This is a genomic window from Pseudomonas sp. 9Ag (assembly GCF_902506445.1).
GTDB classification, from domain to species: domain Bacteria; phylum Pseudomonadota; class Gammaproteobacteria; order Pseudomonadales; family Pseudomonadaceae; genus Stutzerimonas; species Stutzerimonas stutzeri_AB.
The window spans coordinates 598,314-614,327 of the sequence record NZ_LR733836.1 but is presented as its reverse complement, the minus strand read 5'-3'; the positions used below and the strand labels follow the sequence as shown (position 1 = coordinate 614,327).

Genomic DNA, 16,014 nt, shown 5'->3' with positions numbered 1-16,014 from the left:
GGTGAATTATGTGGGAAGAATTGGGGTTTAGAGACAATCCATATAGCCCAAAACCAATCCTGGCTAATAAAGAGGGTTCAGAACTCCTAGTTGGACGAGATGTTGAGCTTCGTAAGCTGATGACTTACATCAGATCATCAGATACGCACCCGACGCTTGAGGGCCCTAACGGCGTTGGCAAGACCAGCCTAGTTTCCGTGGCCGGATACAAGTTACTGAAAGAGTTTGAAGATGGTAAGCATGGGGCTTACATTCCCCTATCTTCTCCTTTTCAACTTACCAGTGAAGACACACTGCAATCTTTCAAACAAAGAGTCTTGTATGCCGTTGCACAGCAATTTATAGCTAGCAGTGGACTGCTGAAAGAAAAGGGATATAGCGTTCCAGATGACGACAAAATCGATCAGTGACTTAATTCTCCGCTATTCCACTTGATAGGGGGAGGTGCCTCCGTCGCTGGCTTTGGCGGAAACGCAACTCGATCGACCGCGCCCAATAGTTCCGCAGGTTTTTCAGAGTCAGGATTCATTGCAACTGTGAAGGGATGGTTGCAAGAGTGCTTTCCTTCTCGTGCGGCAGGCGGCTTTATCTGCGTAATTGATAATCTCGAATTGCTAGAAACCTCAAGGGGAGCGAGGGAATTATTGGAAGCGATACGTGATGAATTGCTGAATATCAGCGGCCTCCGATGGGTCCTTTGCGGAGCACGAGGCATAGTTCGGAGTTCTGCATCTTCTCCCAGGCTGCAGGGAGTTTTGGCCGAACCAATTGATATTAAGCCAATAGACGACGTGAGTGCGGAAAAAGCACTTTTGAAGCGAATAGAAGTTTACTCAATGGGCGAAGCTAAAGCGCCAGTGGAAGCAGAAGGCTTTGGTCATATATATAGAATTGGCAACAGAAATCTCCGGAATGCTCTTAAGTATTGCGAAGACTTCTCGTTGTGGGCCTACTTGGAAGGAAACTTGACTGAAGATTCCCAAGACAAGCTGAAACTCATAGAGGCTTGGATGGCGGAAACTGCTGATAGATATGAACAGGATACCAGTGGGGTTGGTAATAGAGCCTGGAGAGTCTTCGATGATCTGATAGCACAGGGCGGGGCTGCATCACCCAGTGAATACGAGCAATTCGGATACGAAACACAGCAGGCGATGCGCCCTCAACTTAAGCTGCTTGAAGATGCCAATCTTATTGAAAGCGCCATTGATGAATCAGACAAAAGAAGAAGGACAATTGTCGTAACCTCAAGAGGTTGGATCGTTAACTATAAGCGATCTGGCTTTGAAGTTTCATGACAAGGTGACCAACGGGACGCCAGCTGTGCTGCGCTCCGTTGGCGCCCATTACCTCTGCCGTTAGGCTTCGAAATGAAATACTTCTTTTCTGAATCGAAGTCCGTAGATCCCGAAGAGCTTAATACGCTATTCGTCGATGTTGGCTGGGGCCAAAATTCTACTGAACAATTACAACAGTCAATTGACGCGTATCCCTTTGTGGCTCATGCACGCATAGATACAGGTTTGCTTGTTGGCTATGTAAGCGCATTCAGTGATGAAGTATTTTATACGATGCTTGGCGAGCTTCTAGTGCATCCGAATTATCAAAGACAAGGTATAGCCGCCAATCTACTAGCTCGAGTCGAGGCAAGGTTCCCGAGCGCACCTGTCTATATCAAGGCGTTGGGAGAAGCGAAAAGCTTCTTCGTCGCGCACGGGTATAAATCGCCGAGCACAGGGCTTACAGTGCTTTTCAAGAGTGCAACCTCAGCATGAAATGCCTAACTAGTGGTTCAAATTGTTCGCTTCGCTCACTGGGACGGGCTAAAGCCCGCCCCTTAACCAAACGTTAGAGGTTAGCGTCCGATGCCATGTGAAAAGTGCACCAGTCTTTGTGTTCGCTACCCGATTCGGCAGCCAAACGACTTGCTCAAAGCAATCAAAATCGCCAAGCAAAACGTGGAAGACGGCACAATCATCGAACTGCCAGACCTTGAGTCTATAAATCAAAATTCATTTGAAGCTGTTGCATCAGGCGAAGGTTGGGGCGACATTGTTGAATACAATTTTTGTTGTTCAAATTGCAGCGAGCGCTTTTCCCTACACGCCGAGACATATCACGGTAGCGGCGGTTATTGGGAGCCAAAGAATAAGTTATCCGTGCGCGAGAACTTCTAACTGCTGGTTCAAATCGTTCGCTTCGCTCACTGGGACGGGCTAAAGCCCGCCCCTTAACCAAACGTTAGCGCTTATGAACGGAGATCACGTTGCAGAACAATGAATGTAGGGTATATTTTGCCTTAAACGGAGATGACTTTGACCCTGGGGAATTGACGCAGTTTTTGGGGATGAAGCCGACGTCTACCAAGCGCAAAGGTGAGAAAATCCCTGACCGTGTTCCAAAGTTCAGTTCTTGGGTCCTCTCCACAGACAATGTTGTTGACGAGTGCATTGATGTATACGAAATAGCAGGCGAAATCGTGAAGCAGCTCCAGCCGAAGAAGACGTTGATTATCGATGCAATAAAAAGATTTGGTCTTTTCTCGAAGCTTCAAGTTGTACTGTCTATTTCCGTCGATGACAATATATCGACACCGGCAATAGGATTTGACGTAGAAACAACGAAATTTTTAGGGGAAATTGGTGCTTTCATCGACATCGATACATATAGGCACTAATGCTAACCTTACGTTCCAGCCGACGCCCACTGCTTCGCAGCGGCCGCTGCTGCTGCTGCTGCTGAACTAAGCGTTAGCGATCAAATCGAAAACTAGGGAGACCAAATGAGTCGGCTCGCTGCCCTTTACTTGAAGCTGGATCTGGAAATCCCAATTCATGAACAAGAACCGAGCCGGACATACCTACAAAACTTAGTTAAACGATTGTCGTCCGAAATTTATCGCCAAGACGTTAAAGCTGAGGTTCGTTTTCGACAAGGAAGCCTCGAAGTTTGGATAATGGTGGCCGGCTCAATTTATGTCGCAATTGGTAACTACGGTTCTTTCCGCTCGGGTGTAAAGCAGATCGTTGAGGACACTAAAGCTCTCAAGAATATCCTCGTCTCTTCGCTTAGAAAGGATGGCGTCGCAGAGGCTGTGATTCTCAAACAAAGACAGCTTGCAGCAACCCCAGAACGAGTTCGTCGATTGTTGACGCGCATTGATCGATTCGAGCAGCAACTCCCAGAGTTCGCAGAAGAAGAAGCAAAGGCTAGGCTTCGGCGAATTCTAAAAGCAGTTCAAGAGCTAACATACGAGATGGAGTTCCCAGAGGACATTAATTTACTCATGACTAACTTGGACGAGAGGTTCCATCCTCTATACAATCCAGAACACTTGTCATATCGGAAGTCATTCGATTTAAAAAAGCGCCCAACATTTCTTGATCCAGAGAACTCAAATTCTTCGTACTATGCTCAACTGCCATCTCCAGATGATCGCTAACAAATGGATCAAACCGTTCGCTTCGCTCACTGGGACGGGCTAAAGCCCGCCCCTTAACCAAACGTTATGATCTGCAGACGCTTATCTATGAGGCTAGGTGTGGATTGGTGGTCCAGGAGCGAATTCCAGATTAACGGCGAGAAATTTCTCAGCTCTGCGGGCCTGCCGAAATCGCAGAGATATAAGTTCGCATTCGAAATTTACGGGCAGACTAGAATCCGTTTAAGAACGTGATAGTGACACGCAATACAGCACTTGTATTGATATTGGCCGGGCCGCGGGTAAAGGTCGGCGCTTCGTTTAGACTGTGGCCGATCTTGAGCGAGAGGCCGTGATGAGCCCAGATTATCCTTAATAAGTCTGTCCCGCTCCCTTGTGTTCCATTCCTTTCTCACCCTGCCCTGCCCTGCCAGGAGGATAGATGTTCCAAAATGGGACGTAACTCAAATGCGAGTGGTCCACTATTTGCTCTGTGATAGCTGTTAGCCACTCACTGGGTGATTAATTCCCAGTTGACAGACCTTCAACAGAAACAGGTAGGTTTTATGAAACGTCTAATGACCTGGATACTTGCAGTTTCACTGACTTGTGTAGGGAGTCTTGAGGCTTCTGAGTCTCCGCAATGTGAGGTGGTGCGGTTTGCGGATGTCGGCTGGACCGACGTCACCATGACCACAGCTGTCACGCGGCTTCTACTCGGGGAGCTAGGCTACCGAACCCAGGTCTCACGGCTATCGCTTCCGGAAACGTACGCAGCATTGGCAGGCGGGAAGATTGATGTATTTCTTGGCAGCTGGATGCCCGCGCAGGCCGCGCTTGCTCAGCCGCATCTGGATACAGGCCGGATCGAAAAGCTTCAAACCAACTTACCTGTTGTCCGCTATACCCTCGCCGTTCTGGAGCCTGCCTACAAGGCTGGGCTGCACGATTTCGCTGACATTCAGCGCTTCCAGAAAGAGCTAGGTGGGAAAATCTACGGGCTTGAGCGTGGCAATGGCGGTAACAAGATGGTGCAGAGCATGATCGACGGAAACGTATTCGGCCTGCAGGATTTTACGCTGGTGGAATCGAGCGAGAACGACATGCTCAATCATGTCGAGCTCGCCCAACGGCTGGGCAAATCTGCGGTGTTTCTGGGCTGGGAGCCGCACCCTATGAACGAACAGCTTCGCATGTCCTACCTGTCTGGTGGTGACGCCTATTTCGGCCCAAACAACGGCGCGGCAGAGGTCAGTACAGTCGCGCGCGGCGGCTTCTCGAAGGACTGTCAGAACCTTAACCAGTTGTTTACCAACATGACCTTCACCATCGCTTCGGTCAGCAAACTGATGGCTGCGGTACAAGAACCCAATACCAACCGCCGGCGGGTCGCCAAGCAATGGATTAAAGACAATCCAGGTGCCGTTGCTAACTGGCTCAAAGGAGTCAGCCTTCGTGAGGGCGGAGCGATTACGACGATACTCGGCACGCCTCTGGCTTCAGCCAATTAAGACTGGACGGGCTAGGAAACCCTGCTAGATGGCATATTTCGGGCGCCCGGTTAGGCGATGCTGCTCACCGACACGGCGCATTCCGTGACGGCCATTTAGCCTGCTACTTTCAGTAGCTCTGGGTATAAGCAGCATTCGACCTGATACCCGTACTCACATGGATAGCTAGAAGCGAGGCCTTGGTCATTCGTCTTCTTCGCGCAGCCATTGGTCGCGGTTGGCGCTCAATCCCGATTCACTTCGCTGTAAACAAGCGCCTCGTCGATACAAGTGAACTTCCTGCCCAACGGTGCGATCCCCATTAATGCACAGTCAGAGCGAGCCAGGCAGCAGGCGCATCCGCGCGATGCATCAGGCCTGGATCGCCCAGCGATGAGGATGCCTCCGTGACCGTTATCACCCACAGCACGCACCACACGACACACAGTATCTCCCGGCATGTACCGAACCCGGCTCATGCGACGCTGCTCGCGGGGACCGTTCCGCTGTTTCTTGGCGGCCTGCTAAGTGATATTGCCTATTTCCAGACCTACGAAATCCAGTGGACCAATTTTGCGTCTTGGCTGATTGCTGGAGGCCTGGTTTTCTGCGGGTTGGCGATCCTGTTCGCGCTGGTCAACCTGGTCAAAGCCACGCATAAGAATGGGCGGCCGCTGATCTATCTACTGTTGCTGGCTGCCACCTGGGTGCTCGGCTTTTTCAACGCTCTGGTACACGCCAAGGATGCCTGGGCGAGCATGCCCTCCGGCCTGGTTCTGTCGGTGATCGTGACGCTCCTAGCCTGCGCAGCGACCTGGATTGGCTTTACCAATCTACGTTCGGGAGGTGAAGCATGAATTACGCAGGCCCACTGAGCGCCCTGACCGTGGCGCTGTTCTTGAGCGCCTGCGGCGGCGCGGATCAGGACATCGCCTTGGTAAAAGGCGAAAACCCGAAACTTGACGAGCCTCAGCGCGGGCTGCTGCCAAGCATGACGATTGCCGACCCTGTAGGCTGGGGCGACAAGAAGCCAACGGTACCCGAGGGCTTCACGGTAAGCGCGATCGCGACCGATCTGCAGATCCCGCGGCAGACGCTGGTATTGCCGAACGGGGACATCCTGGTGGCTGAAGGTCGCGGAGGCAATGCGCCCAAGCTCAGGCCCAAGGATGTGATCGCCGGTTACATCAAGGGAAAGGGCACGACTTCGGTCAAAAGCGGCAATCGCCTGACCCTGCTACGTGATGCGGATGGCGACGGCGTGTACGAACTACAGAAGGTGTTTGCGGATGACCTCAATGCGCCGTACGGCCTGGCGCTGGCCAACGGTAACCTGTACGTCGCCAATCAGGATGCGCTGGTGCGATTCGAGTATCAGGAAGGTCAGACCGAAGCCAGTGGCGAACCGGTGAAGGTGACCGACCTGCCTTACCGGATCAATCATCACTGGACCAAGGCGCTGACGGCGAGCCCCGACGGGCGCTTTCTGTATGTGGGCATCGGTTCGAACAGCAACATCACCGAACGCGGGATGGAGGCTGAAGTCGACCGGGCGATGATCTGGCAAATCGACGCAGAAACCGGCGCTCACAAGCCCTACGCAACGGGCCTGCGCAACCCAACAGCACTGACGTTTCGCCCCGACACGGACCAGCTGTGGGCGGTGGTGAACGAGCGGGACGAGCTTGGACCGAACCTGGTCCCTGACTACCTCACCTCGGTACAGGAAGGCGGCTTCTACGGCTGGCCCTATAGCTACTGGGGGCAGAATGTCGACGAGCGCGTGCGCCCACAAGACCCGGATCTGGTCGCCAGGGCGATCAAACCTGACTACGCGTTAGGCCCGCACGTGGCGGCGCTGGGGGTGGACTTCTCGTCGCCGGTCATGGGTGAAAAATTTGCCGAAGGTGTGTTCGTCGGCGAGCACGGCAGCTGGAACCGTGAAGATCCGTCCGGTTATCAGGTGGTGTTCGTGCCCTTCAGGAACGGAAAACCCTCGGGCGAACCGGTGGATTTCGTGACCGGGTTTCGCACCGCCGAAGGAACGCACGGCAGGCCGGTGGGCGTGACGGTCGATCCGAAGGGGGCGCTCATCGTCGCGGACGACTTGGCTAACATCGTATGGCGGGTGACCCGGACACAGTAATGCCCACGACCGGCTGCGCTGGGCGAGATGGCCAACACAGGTTCCAGCACAGCTCGAATGGCCCCAGTGCGGTTTTACTGGGGCCTGATTTTTGGAGACAGACGGCGATGAAAAAGCTTTCGTTGCAGATCCTTAGCGCTGTGGCTGCCGGCGCGGCTTCCCTCGCCATTGCCGCACCCGCTACGGTTGAGAAGAGCCAGTGGCCATTTAGCGTGACGCCACGAGCCAGCTTCTCCGAACCCTGGGCCATGACCTTTCTGCCGGACGGCACGGCATTGGTCACGGAAAAGCGCGGTGCGCTCAAGCACGTCGACGTAAAGACCGGAACGGTTCATGAGATCACCGGCGTGCCAGAGGTGGCCTATGGCGGTCAGGGCGGGCTGGGTGACGTCATCCTTCATCCGGACTTCGCTCAGAACAACGTCATCTACCTCAGCTATGCCGAGCATGGCGAGGACGGCAACCGGGGCGCAGCCGTCGCCCGCGCGACCCTGAAGCGAAGCGCCGCCGGCGGCGAGCTAGTAGACCCGAAAGTGATCTGGCGGCAGTCGCCCAAGGTTTCCGGCAAAGGCCATTACGGGCATCGTCTCGCGTTCGGCCCGGACGGCAAGTTGTGGATCACCTCCGGGGAGCGGCAGAAATTCACGCCCGCGCAGGACATGAACGCCAATCTCGGCAAAGTGATCCGCCTGAACGAAGACGGCAGCGTGCCGGCTGACAATCCGTTCGCGGACAAAGGCGGTGTGACGGCGCAGATCTGGTCGCTGGGGCATCGCAACCCCTTGGGGATCGCCTTCGACGGGCAGGGTCGTCTGTGGGAACACGAGATGGGCCCGGAAGGCGGCGATGAGTTCAACCTGATCCAGAAAGGCGGCAATTACGGTTATCCGGAAGTCTCCAACGGCGACCACTACGGCGGCCGACCGATTCCCGATCACGACACGCGCCCCGAGTTCATCGCACCGAAGGTTTCCTGGACGCCGGTGATCTCACCTGCAGGCCTGGTCATCTATGACGGCGACCGGTTTGCTGACTGGAAAGGTGATGCGTTTATCGGTGGCCTGTCGGCCGAGGCTTTGGTCCGTGTCACCTTGAACGGTGAAGAAGCTAGCGAGGCCGCACGGTACAACATGAGAACGCGCATCCGCGAAGTTGAACAAGGCCCGGACGGAAGCGTCTGGTTGCTGGAAGATGGCGACGGGGGTCGCTTGCTGGAATTGCAGCCGAAGTAGGACGGAAAAAGGCGCCGCCGTGTTGCACGGCGGTGCTGGTTGAGGCCATCAGCGGAACGCTTCGCGATGTCCATGTTTCCGCTCGCAGATCAGTTTTGGCGAGCTCTCTTGATCCGGTGATCCCAGCGGCGCTTGGCGAAGCGGCGCATGTTGGGGATGTCATCGGTTTCGTCCATGATCGGCTTGCCGATGATGGTTTCCATGATGTCTTCCAGCGTAACCAGCCCACGCCAGCTACCGAACTCGTCGTAAACCAGGCACATGTGCTGACGCTCCTGCAGCAGCTGCGTCATGAGGTTTTCGACGCTCGTCATTTCCGGCGCTACCCGCAGCGGCTTCATGATCGTCGAAACCGGAGCCTGGTCGTCCGGCGCCGCCAGGGCGTCATAGCGGAAAACAAGGCCCAGCGGGCTCTCATCATCGCCAATCACCGGGTAGCGCGAAAACTGGCTGTCGGCGACCTTTTCCTTGAACGCTTCGATGCTGGTGTCCGGCGAGGTGTAGTCGCATACCGTGCGCGGCGTCATCACGTCGCGAACCTTGATGTCGTGCAGGTCGAGGATATTGCGGATGACGCGCTGCTCATCCTCATCAAGGCTCTTGTTCTCGCGACCAAGCACTGTCAGGGCTTTGATCTCCTGACGGATATCGTGCTCAGGCTCTTTGTCGCCGACGAGCCGCATGATCATGTCCGACATGAAGATGAAGGGTTTGAGGACCCAGATCATGCCATTGAGAATGGGCGGCAGGAACGGCGCAAGGGTGCGCCAGTAGCGGGCGCCGATGGTCTTGGGAAGTATCTCGGACAGCACCAGGATCAGCACCGTCATCAAGGCGGATGCGATACCGACATAGCCATTGCCGAACACCACGGTGACCTGCGCCCCGACGCCAGTCGCGCCAACAGTGTGGGCGACGGTGTTGAGCGTCAGGATCGCAGCCAGCGGCTGGTCGACCTTGTCTTTCAATTCTTTCAAACGTTCATAAAGCTTCGGACGGGAAGCCTTTTGATGAGCGATGAAGCTGGGCGTTAGTGACAGCAGCGCAGCCTCGAGGATCGAGCAGATGAATGAAACGAGAATGGATAAGACAGCGAACGCTATCAGGAGGGTCATGTAAGAAAGGTTTCGTTGCTCATGGCAGGCCAATTTACAGCAAAGCGGGCAAACGTTAGCCGGCTTCGACGATGGGCTTGCAACATTTGATGTCTCCAACCTCAACGCTCACGCGGGGACACTGAGTTCGACGATGCGGGCTTATGAGGGGGTTCGCCCCCATGTTGTTGAGGCTGGCAAGCGCGGCGGGCCGTTCCGTTCAAGCCTCCCGCTTGTTTGCAGACAGCATCCTCGGCTAGGGTGCGTCCCTCGAAGAGACAGCCATTCAGGAGCAGGCGAATTGATCAGGACAGGGATGTTGGCGTTGGGTCTGCTAGGGGCGCTCACGACGCAGGCGGCCGAACAACGGGTCTATCTGGTGGCAACCATGCAACTCGATGGTTCGAGCCTGGCGCAGAGCATTTTCCTGCATGAACCAGACATCACCGAGCTGGACGGCTGCATCGAAGCAGTGCGCGAAGGCCAGCGCGCCCGTGACTGGCAGAAATACCACCATGTTTTCCGGAGCGACCGGTTCAAGGGGTTTTCCGGCCACATGCAATACCGCTGCGCCTTGAGCGATCTTCGCTTTAGCGTCTGGCGAGACGGACCCCGCTACAACCGGCCTTACCTGATCAGCGTCGATGGGCAGGCCATGCTCAGCGCAGCGCGAACGTCGAGCCAGGCCCAATGCATGACTCAACTGCGGGCGCTTACTTCGTCCAGGCAGGCGCAGAGCTTCTGCGCCATGAGCAACCAGGACCTCAAACCTTGAGCCGCCCGCCTTTCCAGCCAGGCGGCAGAGGGTTGTACTACTCCGGCTGATAGCTGCCCGGCACCGGCGCGAAGGACACACCAAAGCGGTTCCAGGTATTAATGGTCGCTATCGCCAGCGTGAGGTTGGCCAGCTGGGCCTCGGAAAATTGCTGGCGCACCTCGTCGAACAGGGCTTGCTCTATTCCGTTTGGCAGCAGCGTATTGGCCTCGGCCCAGGCCAACGCGGCGCGCTCGCGCTCAGTGAAAAACGGCGTTTCGCGCCAGGCACTCAAGGCATAGATGCGCTGCTCGGTTTCACCGATGGCGCGGGCGTCCCTGGTATGCATGTCGATACAGAATGCACAGTGATTGATCTGCGAGACGCGAATCTTCACCAGCTCCATCAGCGGTTTGTCGATACCGTCTTCGCGGCGGCTTTGCCGTGCCAGGTATGTTTCCAGCCCAATCATGGCGGTCATTACGTCGGGGGCGGCGGCCTGGTAGTTCATGCGCATTGGAGTCACTCCTCGGTTTGAATATGCAACCAAGGCTACGCAGGCCACAGGCTGCGCTATTGTAGATTTTCGACATCCTCCTACGGGCCCGTCATGTCCGATTCCGTCCACGGTCGCCTGCCCTCCCTTCAGGGTTTCATCACACGTCCGCCAAGCCCGGCGTTGGCTGCGTACGTTCAGCGTTTCTGGTGGGTGGAAGGCGACGGCTCGCAGACGTTCGACGAGCAGATGCTGCACCCGGACGGCGGCAGTGGCGTCATCTTCAACTTTGCCGACCCGCTGAATTTCGATGGCACTCAATGCAGCCTGCGGACGCTGATCGCTGGCCCGCAGCTGGCCAGCGCACGCCTCCAGCTGGTCGGTGAAGTCAGGATGATGGGCGTGCGCTTTCACCCCGGCATGGGCGACGCGGTATTCGGCATCGGTCTCGACGAGCTGGCTGGATTCCACGACGCCAGCTGGCCCAGGCTTGGACTCGCGCACCTGATCGATCAGCTGGCTGAACTGGAACGGGACGCGCAGCAGGCTGTGGTCGAGCGCGAACTGCTCTGGCGCCTCAGAGCAAGCCAAGCGCGTCGCACGCCGGTGCAACAGCTGCTGGCGCAGATCGCGGCCGAGGGCGGCCGTGCCCGCCTGACCGACCTGCTCCAGAGCGTACCGCTCGGCCAGCGGCAACTGGAACGCCTGTTCCGCCATCAGGTGGGGATGACGCCTAAGCAGTTCAGCCGCATTCAGCGTGTGGCACTGGTGCGCAATCAGCTACGCACCGGCCAGCCGCTGCTCGATACCGCCCTCGCCTGCGGATACAGCGACCAGGCTCACTTCATTCACGACTTCAAGCGCGTGGTGGGCATGACACCGGGGCAGTATCGGTTGCGGGCCAAGAACAGCTGAGCCCAGGCCGCAATCGAAATAGAGCCGTCCGCTCGCCGATCCCACGTACCCCGCAGCGCCCGTATGCAGAGGTCACGCTCCACTCATGGGGGCGATGGTGGTGAATGGCCGCCCGCAGCAGTTCTGGCAAGATTCGTGGGAACCTTGTCATTGCGACAGATGCGTGTCGGCAGCAGACTGCAGGCATCTTCCCTGAGAGGTGTTCCATGGACACCACCCGCACCGTCGCCTGCCTGATCTACCCGGATGTCATGAGCCTGGACGTCACCGGCCCAATGCAGGTGTTCGCCTCGGCCAACGTCGAGCGGCAGCGACAAGGCCTGCCGCGCCATTACGAGCTGATGCTGCTCGGCGCCAGTGCCGGCCCGGTCGCGACCTCGGCGGGGCTGAAGCTGGTGGCGGATGCGAGCTGGGCCGGGTGCGATCCCGCCACGCTGGATACGCTGCTGGTGCCAGGCGGCGTCGGCGTGGATGTGCAGAAGCATGACCAACCGCTGCTCGACTGGCTGCGAAGGGCAGAACCCAGGGTACGCCGCCTGGGATCGGTCTGCTCCGGCGCGCTGATCCTGGCCGAGGCGGGGCTGTTCGACGGGCGCAAGGCAACCACGCACTGGGCTGATCTTGCCGCCCTGGGCTCATACCCGGCCATCGAGGTGCAGGGCGATCGGCTGCACACCTACGACCCGACCGACTCGCAGGCGGCGCACCTGTTCAGCTCGGCGGGCGTTACCGCGGGCATCGATCTGGCGCTGGCCCTGGTCGAGGCGGATCTCGGCCGCGCGCTGGCGTTGGCAGTCGCCCAGCGTTTGGTGATGTTCCTGCGTCGGCCCGGCGGACAGACCCAGTTCAGCCCGCTGCTGATGGCACCGACCAGCAGTGCGGCGCGTCTGGCCGCGCTGCTGGAATGGATTCCCGGGCATCTGGGCGACGATCTTTCTATCGAAGCACTGGCCGCCCAGGCGCACATGACGCCGCGCACTCTCTGTCGCCTGTTCAGCCAGGAAACCGGCATAGGGCCGGGGCAGTACATCGAAAGGGTGCGTCTGGAGGCCGCGCGCAATCTGCTGCTCGACGCGCAGGCCTCGATTGCGACGGTGGCGCGGTTAACCGGTTTCGGTCATCCGGAAAACCTCAGGCGCAGCTTTCAGAAACACCTGTCTGTCAGCCCGCGAGAGTTTTACCAGCGCTTCGGCTGACGCCTCGTCCGACCTCACTCACTGTTCACCAGCGCGCTCGGCATCTGGCCAGGCAGCGCTGTGCCCGCTCGTCACCCTCAAGGAGCCGCACCTATGCACTTACTGCTCAACAATCCGCAGGTCCTGCGCCTGTTCATCGCTCAAGCGTTGTTCTGGTCATGCTCGATGACCGGGATCATCTTCACCGCCATCGTCGGGCTGCGCCTGGCACCAGGGGCCGGTCTCGCCACCCTGCCGCTTGCACTGCTGATGCTCGGCGGCTTGCTCGCCCTGCAGCCGCTAGCGGGGCTGATGCAGCGCCGCGGCCGGCGGGCCGGTTTTCTGATCGGTGCCTTGGCCGGCGTGCTGGGCGGGCTGATCAGCGCGCTGTCGCTCTGGCTCGACAGCTTCACCCTGCTGTGTCTTGGCGCGTTGCCGATCGGCGCCTACCAGGCTTCAGCCATGTTCTACCGCTTCGCCGCGCTGGAAGCGGTGAGTGATGCCTTCAAGGGTCGCGCCACCGCCTGCGTGATCGGCGGCGGCGTATTAGCTGCGCTGATCGCGCCCACGCTCGGCCATATGGCGCGCGATATCACTGCCGTCCCCTTTGCCGGCACCTATCTGCTGATTGCCAGCCTCGCGGCGCTGGGCGTACTGGTGCTTGCTGGATTGCCGGCGAGCAGCGGTGCACCAGCTGCTCACGCCGCCCTGCCAGCGGTCAGTTGGCGGGCACTGCTGGCGCGGCCGACCATTCGCGCCGCGGTGCTGACCACTGCCGCCGGCCACGGTCTGATGATTCTGGTGATGAACGCCACGCCCTTGGCGATGCATGGCGAAGGCCTGAATCTGCAGGCCAGCGGGCAAGTCATCCAGTGGCACATGCTCGGCATGTTCCTCCCGGCTTTCGTCGCCGGGCCGTTGGTGGACCGCTGGGGCTGCCGACTGGTCGCCTGCGGCGGCGCGGCCCTGCTGATCGTCAGTGCGATAGTCGCGCTGCTCGGCATCACCCACTGGCACTTCATGATCAGCAGCTGCCTGCTCGGCGTCGGTTGGAACCTGATGCTGGTGGCCGGCACCACGCAACTCGGCCACGGGCATGCGCCGAATGAGCGCGCACGGGCGCAGGGCTTGATGGAATTGAGCAACGGTAGCGTCGCCGCAGTGATGTCCTTCGCCTCCGGCGCATTGATCGCCCAGGCCGGCTGGGCCGCAGTGAATATCGGGCTGCTGCCGATCGTGACGCTGGTGGTTCTGGTGCAGATCGCGCAATGGGATCGGCGGAGGCAGCCAGCCGAGAGGAGCCTGTAGCGGCTGACGCCTCCCCCGCAGAGGTCAGCTTCGCTGCAAGGGACGACTTACCCGCCCTTGAAAAAGGAAGGCTCCGCTGGCCTCCAGCGCGAGCTCCAGCGAACGGGCCTCCTTGCGGCTCGAAGTAACCCGGAAGCGGATGAAGCAGCGCTCCTCGAGGAACGCCTGTCGCCCCGCCTCCGTGCTGAGATCATATCCATCGGCACAACCAGCGAAGTACAGGTGCTTCGCCAATATCGACTGTGTGCTTCTGACATCGGCGGGGTCTCCCCAACTGCCACCGGGCTTGAGCACCAACCGACTCTGGCGCGACCTGCGATGCTGAATCAGCCGCTTGCGTAGGTTGACGCCGATCCCGACTTTTAGCGCTTCGCCATCGTTCGTGTGGATCTCGTAGATCCCTGGCAAGGCAGGGACGTTTTGTTCGATCTCCGAGAATCGGATATCCATCGCTGGGAATGAAGCGCTGTCTGCGTGGGTCATTGAGCCGTAGATATCCGGGTGCGATACAAAAAACAGGAGTGAGGTTGGTCGAATTGGAAACCCACTGGGCCCAACCAATCAGACATCGCCAATGTCTTCGCCGAACATCATCCGATGTCCTTCGGGCGTCGCAACGCCAAACTCGCGCATGCCCCATGGCTTGTCGGATATCGGCTGGAAAATAACGACGCCTCGCTGCTGGTATCTGGCGTAAAGCTCGTCAATGCCGTCGCAGTTAACGTATGCGAAATAGGCGTGCTCATGGGTATCACGGGCCGGCACTTCGTCCGGGCAGTGCCCGAGCATCACGTGAAAATCCCCGAGGCTGATGAATGACCAGCCCTCGACGCGGAATCGCACAGAGAAACCAAGCACGTCGAGAAAGTAGCGCTCGGTTTTCTCCAGGTCATCTACGGCGAGCACGTGCTGGGTGGCTTTAACCGTGAACACTGAAAAGCTCCTTGAAGGATGGATACAGGAGAACTGCGGTACGGCTACGCTTGAGCGGCCAGTTGATCAAGGGTTTGCTCATGTTCGGGCGCCTCCGGCTGGAGCCCGATGCGCTGTCAGCGCGGCCTGACGCCATCCAGTATCAACGCCTGCAAGCTCTTGAGCGTTTGCTCGAAGAATGCCGGATCATCCAGCGTCTTGCCGGCGACGGCTTCGATCTGCACGCGGAAGTCGGCGTAGTGCTGGGTGGTTGCCCAGAGCGAAAAGATCAGATGATGAGGACTGACTGCCGCCAGCTTGCCGGCATCTATCCAGGCTTGGATCACGGCGACCTTGTTCTCGACAAGCTCACGCAAGGGCTGCTCCAACTCGCCCAACAGCAACGGCGCGCCTTGCATGATCTCCATGCAGAACAGCCGGGATTCTTCGGGATGGTCGCGGGAGAGTTCGAGCTTGACGCGCAAGTAGTCGCTGATCGCCTCGATCGGGTCCTGCTCCGCTGAAAACGCCTGCAGCGGCCGCAGCCAGACCTCGAGCAGTTGCCGCAGTACGTTTATATAGAGGTCTTCCTTGCTGCCGAAGTAGTACAGCAGGTTGGTCTTTGACACGTCGGCCTGGGTCGCGACCTGATCCAGGCTGGTGCCGTGCAGGCCGAAGCGCGAAAAAAGCCCAAGGGCAGCGCTGAGGATGGTGGCCCGCTTGCTCTCGATCATGCGGGCACGGCGGTCCACTGCGCTGGCACTGGGAACACGTGCCGCGCCCTTCTTCTTGGCGGTTTTGCCGGCGGTCAGGCGTCGGCGTGGAGCTGTTGGGGTCTGGTCTGTCACTGCATTACCGGTCGGGCGCAAACGGGACGTTACTGTAGCGCGCCAGAGGCCAGTGCGGCACAAGCAGACGCTCTGCAAGCTGTTTGCGCGCTTTTTGCGCAACGGAGGGGCCGCCCGCACAAACCAGGTGCTCTGTTTCGGACCAAATGGTCTACCTAGCCATCCAATTCAGATCCATCTTATTGATATATAAGTTAATTCAACTTCTGGCCTGCTTTCTGCA

The 16,014-nt window shown here is 58.1% G+C and carries 19 protein-coding genes; 14 read left to right on the top strand and 5 right to left on the bottom strand.

Annotation, left to right across the window (positions count from 1 at the left end):
• Positions 1-8: 8 nt before the first annotated feature.
• The 10 genes from ALTERO38_RS02770 to ALTERO38_RS02725 all read left to right on the top strand — a co-directional run bounded on the left by ALTERO38_RS02770 (position 9) and on the right by ALTERO38_RS02725 (position 8,289).
• A complete protein-coding gene (locus tag ALTERO38_RS02770) occupies positions 9-410 on the top strand; it encodes an ATP-binding protein (protein WP_159967191.1) in 402 nt (133 codons plus the stop codon).
• 345 nt (positions 411-755) lie between these two features.
• Entirely contained in the window at positions 756-1,298 is a 543-nt protein-coding gene (locus tag ALTERO38_RS02765) for a hypothetical protein (protein ID WP_159967190.1), read from the top strand.
• 72 nt (positions 1,299-1,370) lie between these two features.
• Positions 1,371-1,775, top strand: a complete 405-nt coding sequence (locus ALTERO38_RS02760; RefSeq protein ID WP_159967189.1) for a GNAT family N-acetyltransferase — start codon at positions 1,371-1,373, stop codon at positions 1,773-1,775.
• A 150-nt stretch (positions 1,776-1,925) separates the two neighbouring features.
• On the top strand, positions 1,926-2,177 hold the full coding sequence (locus ALTERO38_RS02755; protein WP_218581717.1) for a hypothetical protein: 252 nt from the start codon (positions 1,926-1,928) through the stop codon (positions 2,175-2,177).
• A gap of 89 nt (positions 2,178-2,266) precedes the next feature.
• The gene (locus ALTERO38_RS02750; RefSeq protein WP_159967187.1) at positions 2,267-2,677 is read left to right on the top strand and encodes a DUF4279 domain-containing protein; all 411 of its coding nucleotides are present in this window, start codon (positions 2,267-2,269) and stop codon (positions 2,675-2,677) included.
• 105 nt (positions 2,678-2,782) lie between these two features.
• Entirely contained in the window at positions 2,783-3,442 is a 660-nt protein-coding gene (locus ALTERO38_RS02745) for a hypothetical protein (protein ID WP_159967186.1), read from the top strand.
• A gap of 545 nt (positions 3,443-3,987) precedes the next feature.
• Entirely contained in the window at positions 3,988-4,932 is a 945-nt protein-coding gene (locus ALTERO38_RS02740; protein ID WP_159967185.1) for an ABC transporter substrate-binding protein, read from the top strand.
• A 386-nt stretch (positions 4,933-5,318) separates the two neighbouring features.
• Positions 5,319-5,768 (top strand): DUF2231 domain-containing protein, encoded by a 450-nt coding sequence (locus tag ALTERO38_RS02735; protein ID WP_159967184.1) that lies wholly within the window; start codon positions 5,319-5,321, stop codon positions 5,766-5,768.
• Positions 5,765-7,057, top strand: coding sequence for a sorbosone dehydrogenase family protein (locus ALTERO38_RS02730; RefSeq protein ID WP_159967183.1), 1,293 nt, complete (start codon positions 5,765-5,767; stop codon positions 7,055-7,057). The genes ALTERO38_RS02735 and ALTERO38_RS02730 overlap by 4 nt, the downstream gene beginning before the upstream one ends.
• Before the next feature lie 107 nt (positions 7,058-7,164).
• Positions 7,165-8,289: a PQQ-dependent sugar dehydrogenase gene (locus tag ALTERO38_RS02725; protein ID WP_159967182.1), complete on the top strand. Its 1,125-nt coding sequence runs from the start codon at positions 7,165-7,167 to the stop codon at positions 8,287-8,289.
• 89 nt (positions 8,290-8,378) lie between these two features.
• Here ALTERO38_RS02725 and ALTERO38_RS02720 read toward each other — a convergent pair whose 3' ends face one another.
• A complete protein-coding gene (locus tag ALTERO38_RS02720) occupies positions 8,379-9,404 on the bottom strand; it encodes a CNNM domain-containing protein (RefSeq protein ID WP_159967181.1) in 1,026 nt (341 codons plus the stop codon).
• A gap of 295 nt (positions 9,405-9,699) precedes the next feature.
• Between ALTERO38_RS02720 and ALTERO38_RS02715 the strand changes: the two genes are divergently transcribed.
• Positions 9,700-10,158, top strand: a complete 459-nt coding sequence (locus ALTERO38_RS02715; protein ID WP_148925943.1) for a hypothetical protein — start codon at positions 9,700-9,702, stop codon at positions 10,156-10,158.
• A gap of 37 nt (positions 10,159-10,195) precedes the next feature.
• On the opposite strand, the gene ALTERO38_RS02710 is transcribed toward ALTERO38_RS02715, so the two are convergent.
• Entirely contained in the window at positions 10,196-10,654 is a 459-nt protein-coding gene (locus ALTERO38_RS02710) for a carboxymuconolactone decarboxylase family protein (RefSeq protein WP_159967180.1), read from the bottom strand.
• A 93-nt stretch (positions 10,655-10,747) separates the two neighbouring features.
• On the opposite strand from ALTERO38_RS02710, the gene ALTERO38_RS02705 reads away from it, so the two are divergent.
• From ALTERO38_RS02705 to ALTERO38_RS02695, 3 genes are all read left to right on the top strand, one after another.
• On the top strand, positions 10,748-11,548 hold the full coding sequence (locus ALTERO38_RS02705; RefSeq protein WP_148925159.1) for a helix-turn-helix transcriptional regulator: 801 nt from the start codon (positions 10,748-10,750) through the stop codon (positions 11,546-11,548).
• A 206-nt stretch (positions 11,549-11,754) separates the two neighbouring features.
• Positions 11,755-12,744, top strand: coding sequence for a GlxA family transcriptional regulator (locus ALTERO38_RS02700; protein ID WP_159967179.1), 990 nt, complete (start codon positions 11,755-11,757; stop codon positions 12,742-12,744).
• A gap of 93 nt (positions 12,745-12,837) precedes the next feature.
• Positions 12,838-14,031 carry an MFS transporter gene (locus ALTERO38_RS02695; protein ID WP_159967178.1) on the top strand — a complete coding sequence of 398 codons (1,194 nt, stop codon included), beginning with the start codon at positions 12,838-12,840 and terminating at the stop codon, positions 14,029-14,031.
• A gap of 24 nt (positions 14,032-14,055) precedes the next feature.
• Here the strand turns inward: ALTERO38_RS02695 and ALTERO38_RS02690 are convergent, their stop codons facing one another.
• From ALTERO38_RS02690 to rutR, 3 genes are all read right to left on the bottom strand, one after another.
• Positions 14,056-14,514, bottom strand: coding sequence for a hypothetical protein (locus tag ALTERO38_RS02690; protein WP_256663752.1), 459 nt, complete (start codon positions 14,512-14,514; stop codon positions 14,056-14,058).
• Between the two features lie 78 nt (positions 14,515-14,592).
• Entirely contained in the window at positions 14,593-14,964 is a 372-nt protein-coding gene (locus ALTERO38_RS02685; protein WP_159967177.1) for a VOC family protein, read from the bottom strand.
• 116 nt (positions 14,965-15,080) lie between these two features.
• A complete protein-coding gene (gene rutR, locus ALTERO38_RS02680; RefSeq protein WP_159967176.1) occupies positions 15,081-15,791 on the bottom strand; it encodes an HTH-type transcriptional regulator RutR in 711 nt (236 codons plus the stop codon).
• Between the last annotated feature and the right edge of the window lie 223 nt (positions 15,792-16,014).

Bases quoted from the DNA above. Each gene is read 5' to 3' on its own strand.
- ALTERO38_RS02715 (WP_148925943.1), top strand. From the start codon at position 9,700: ATGTTGGCGTTGGGTCTGCTAGGGGCGCTCACGACGCAGGCGGCCGAA.
- ALTERO38_RS02730 (WP_159967183.1), top strand. From the start codon at position 5,765: ATGAATTACGCAGGCCCACTGAGCGCCCTGACCGTGGCGCTGTTCTTG.
- ALTERO38_RS02700 (WP_159967179.1), top strand. From the start codon at position 11,755: ATGGACACCACCCGCACCGTCGCCTGCCTGATCTACCCGGATGTCATG.
- ALTERO38_RS02760 (WP_159967189.1), top strand. From the start codon at position 1,371: ATGAAATACTTCTTTTCTGAATCGAAGTCCGTAGATCCCGAAGAGCTT.
- ALTERO38_RS02720 (WP_159967181.1), bottom strand. From the start codon at position 9,404: ATGACCCTCCTGATAGCGTTCGCTGTCTTATCCATTCTCGTTTCATTC.
- ALTERO38_RS02725 (WP_159967182.1), top strand. From the start codon at position 7,165: ATGAAAAAGCTTTCGTTGCAGATCCTTAGCGCTGTGGCTGCCGGCGCG.
- ALTERO38_RS02740 (WP_159967185.1), top strand. From the start codon at position 3,988: ATGAAACGTCTAATGACCTGGATACTTGCAGTTTCACTGACTTGTGTA.
- ALTERO38_RS02690 (WP_256663752.1), bottom strand. From the start codon at position 14,514: ATGACCCACGCAGACAGCGCTTCATTCCCAGCGATGGATATCCGATTC.
- ALTERO38_RS02770 (WP_159967191.1), top strand. From the start codon at position 9: ATGTGGGAAGAATTGGGGTTTAGAGACAATCCATATAGCCCAAAACCA.
- ALTERO38_RS02710 (WP_159967180.1), bottom strand. From the start codon at position 10,654: ATGCGCATGAACTACCAGGCCGCCGCCCCCGACGTAATGACCGCCATG.
- ALTERO38_RS02705 (WP_148925159.1), top strand. From the start codon at position 10,748: ATGTCCGATTCCGTCCACGGTCGCCTGCCCTCCCTTCAGGGTTTCATC.
- ALTERO38_RS02695 (WP_159967178.1), top strand. From the start codon at position 12,838: ATGCACTTACTGCTCAACAATCCGCAGGTCCTGCGCCTGTTCATCGCT.
- ALTERO38_RS02745 (WP_159967186.1), top strand. From the start codon at position 2,783: ATGAGTCGGCTCGCTGCCCTTTACTTGAAGCTGGATCTGGAAATCCCA.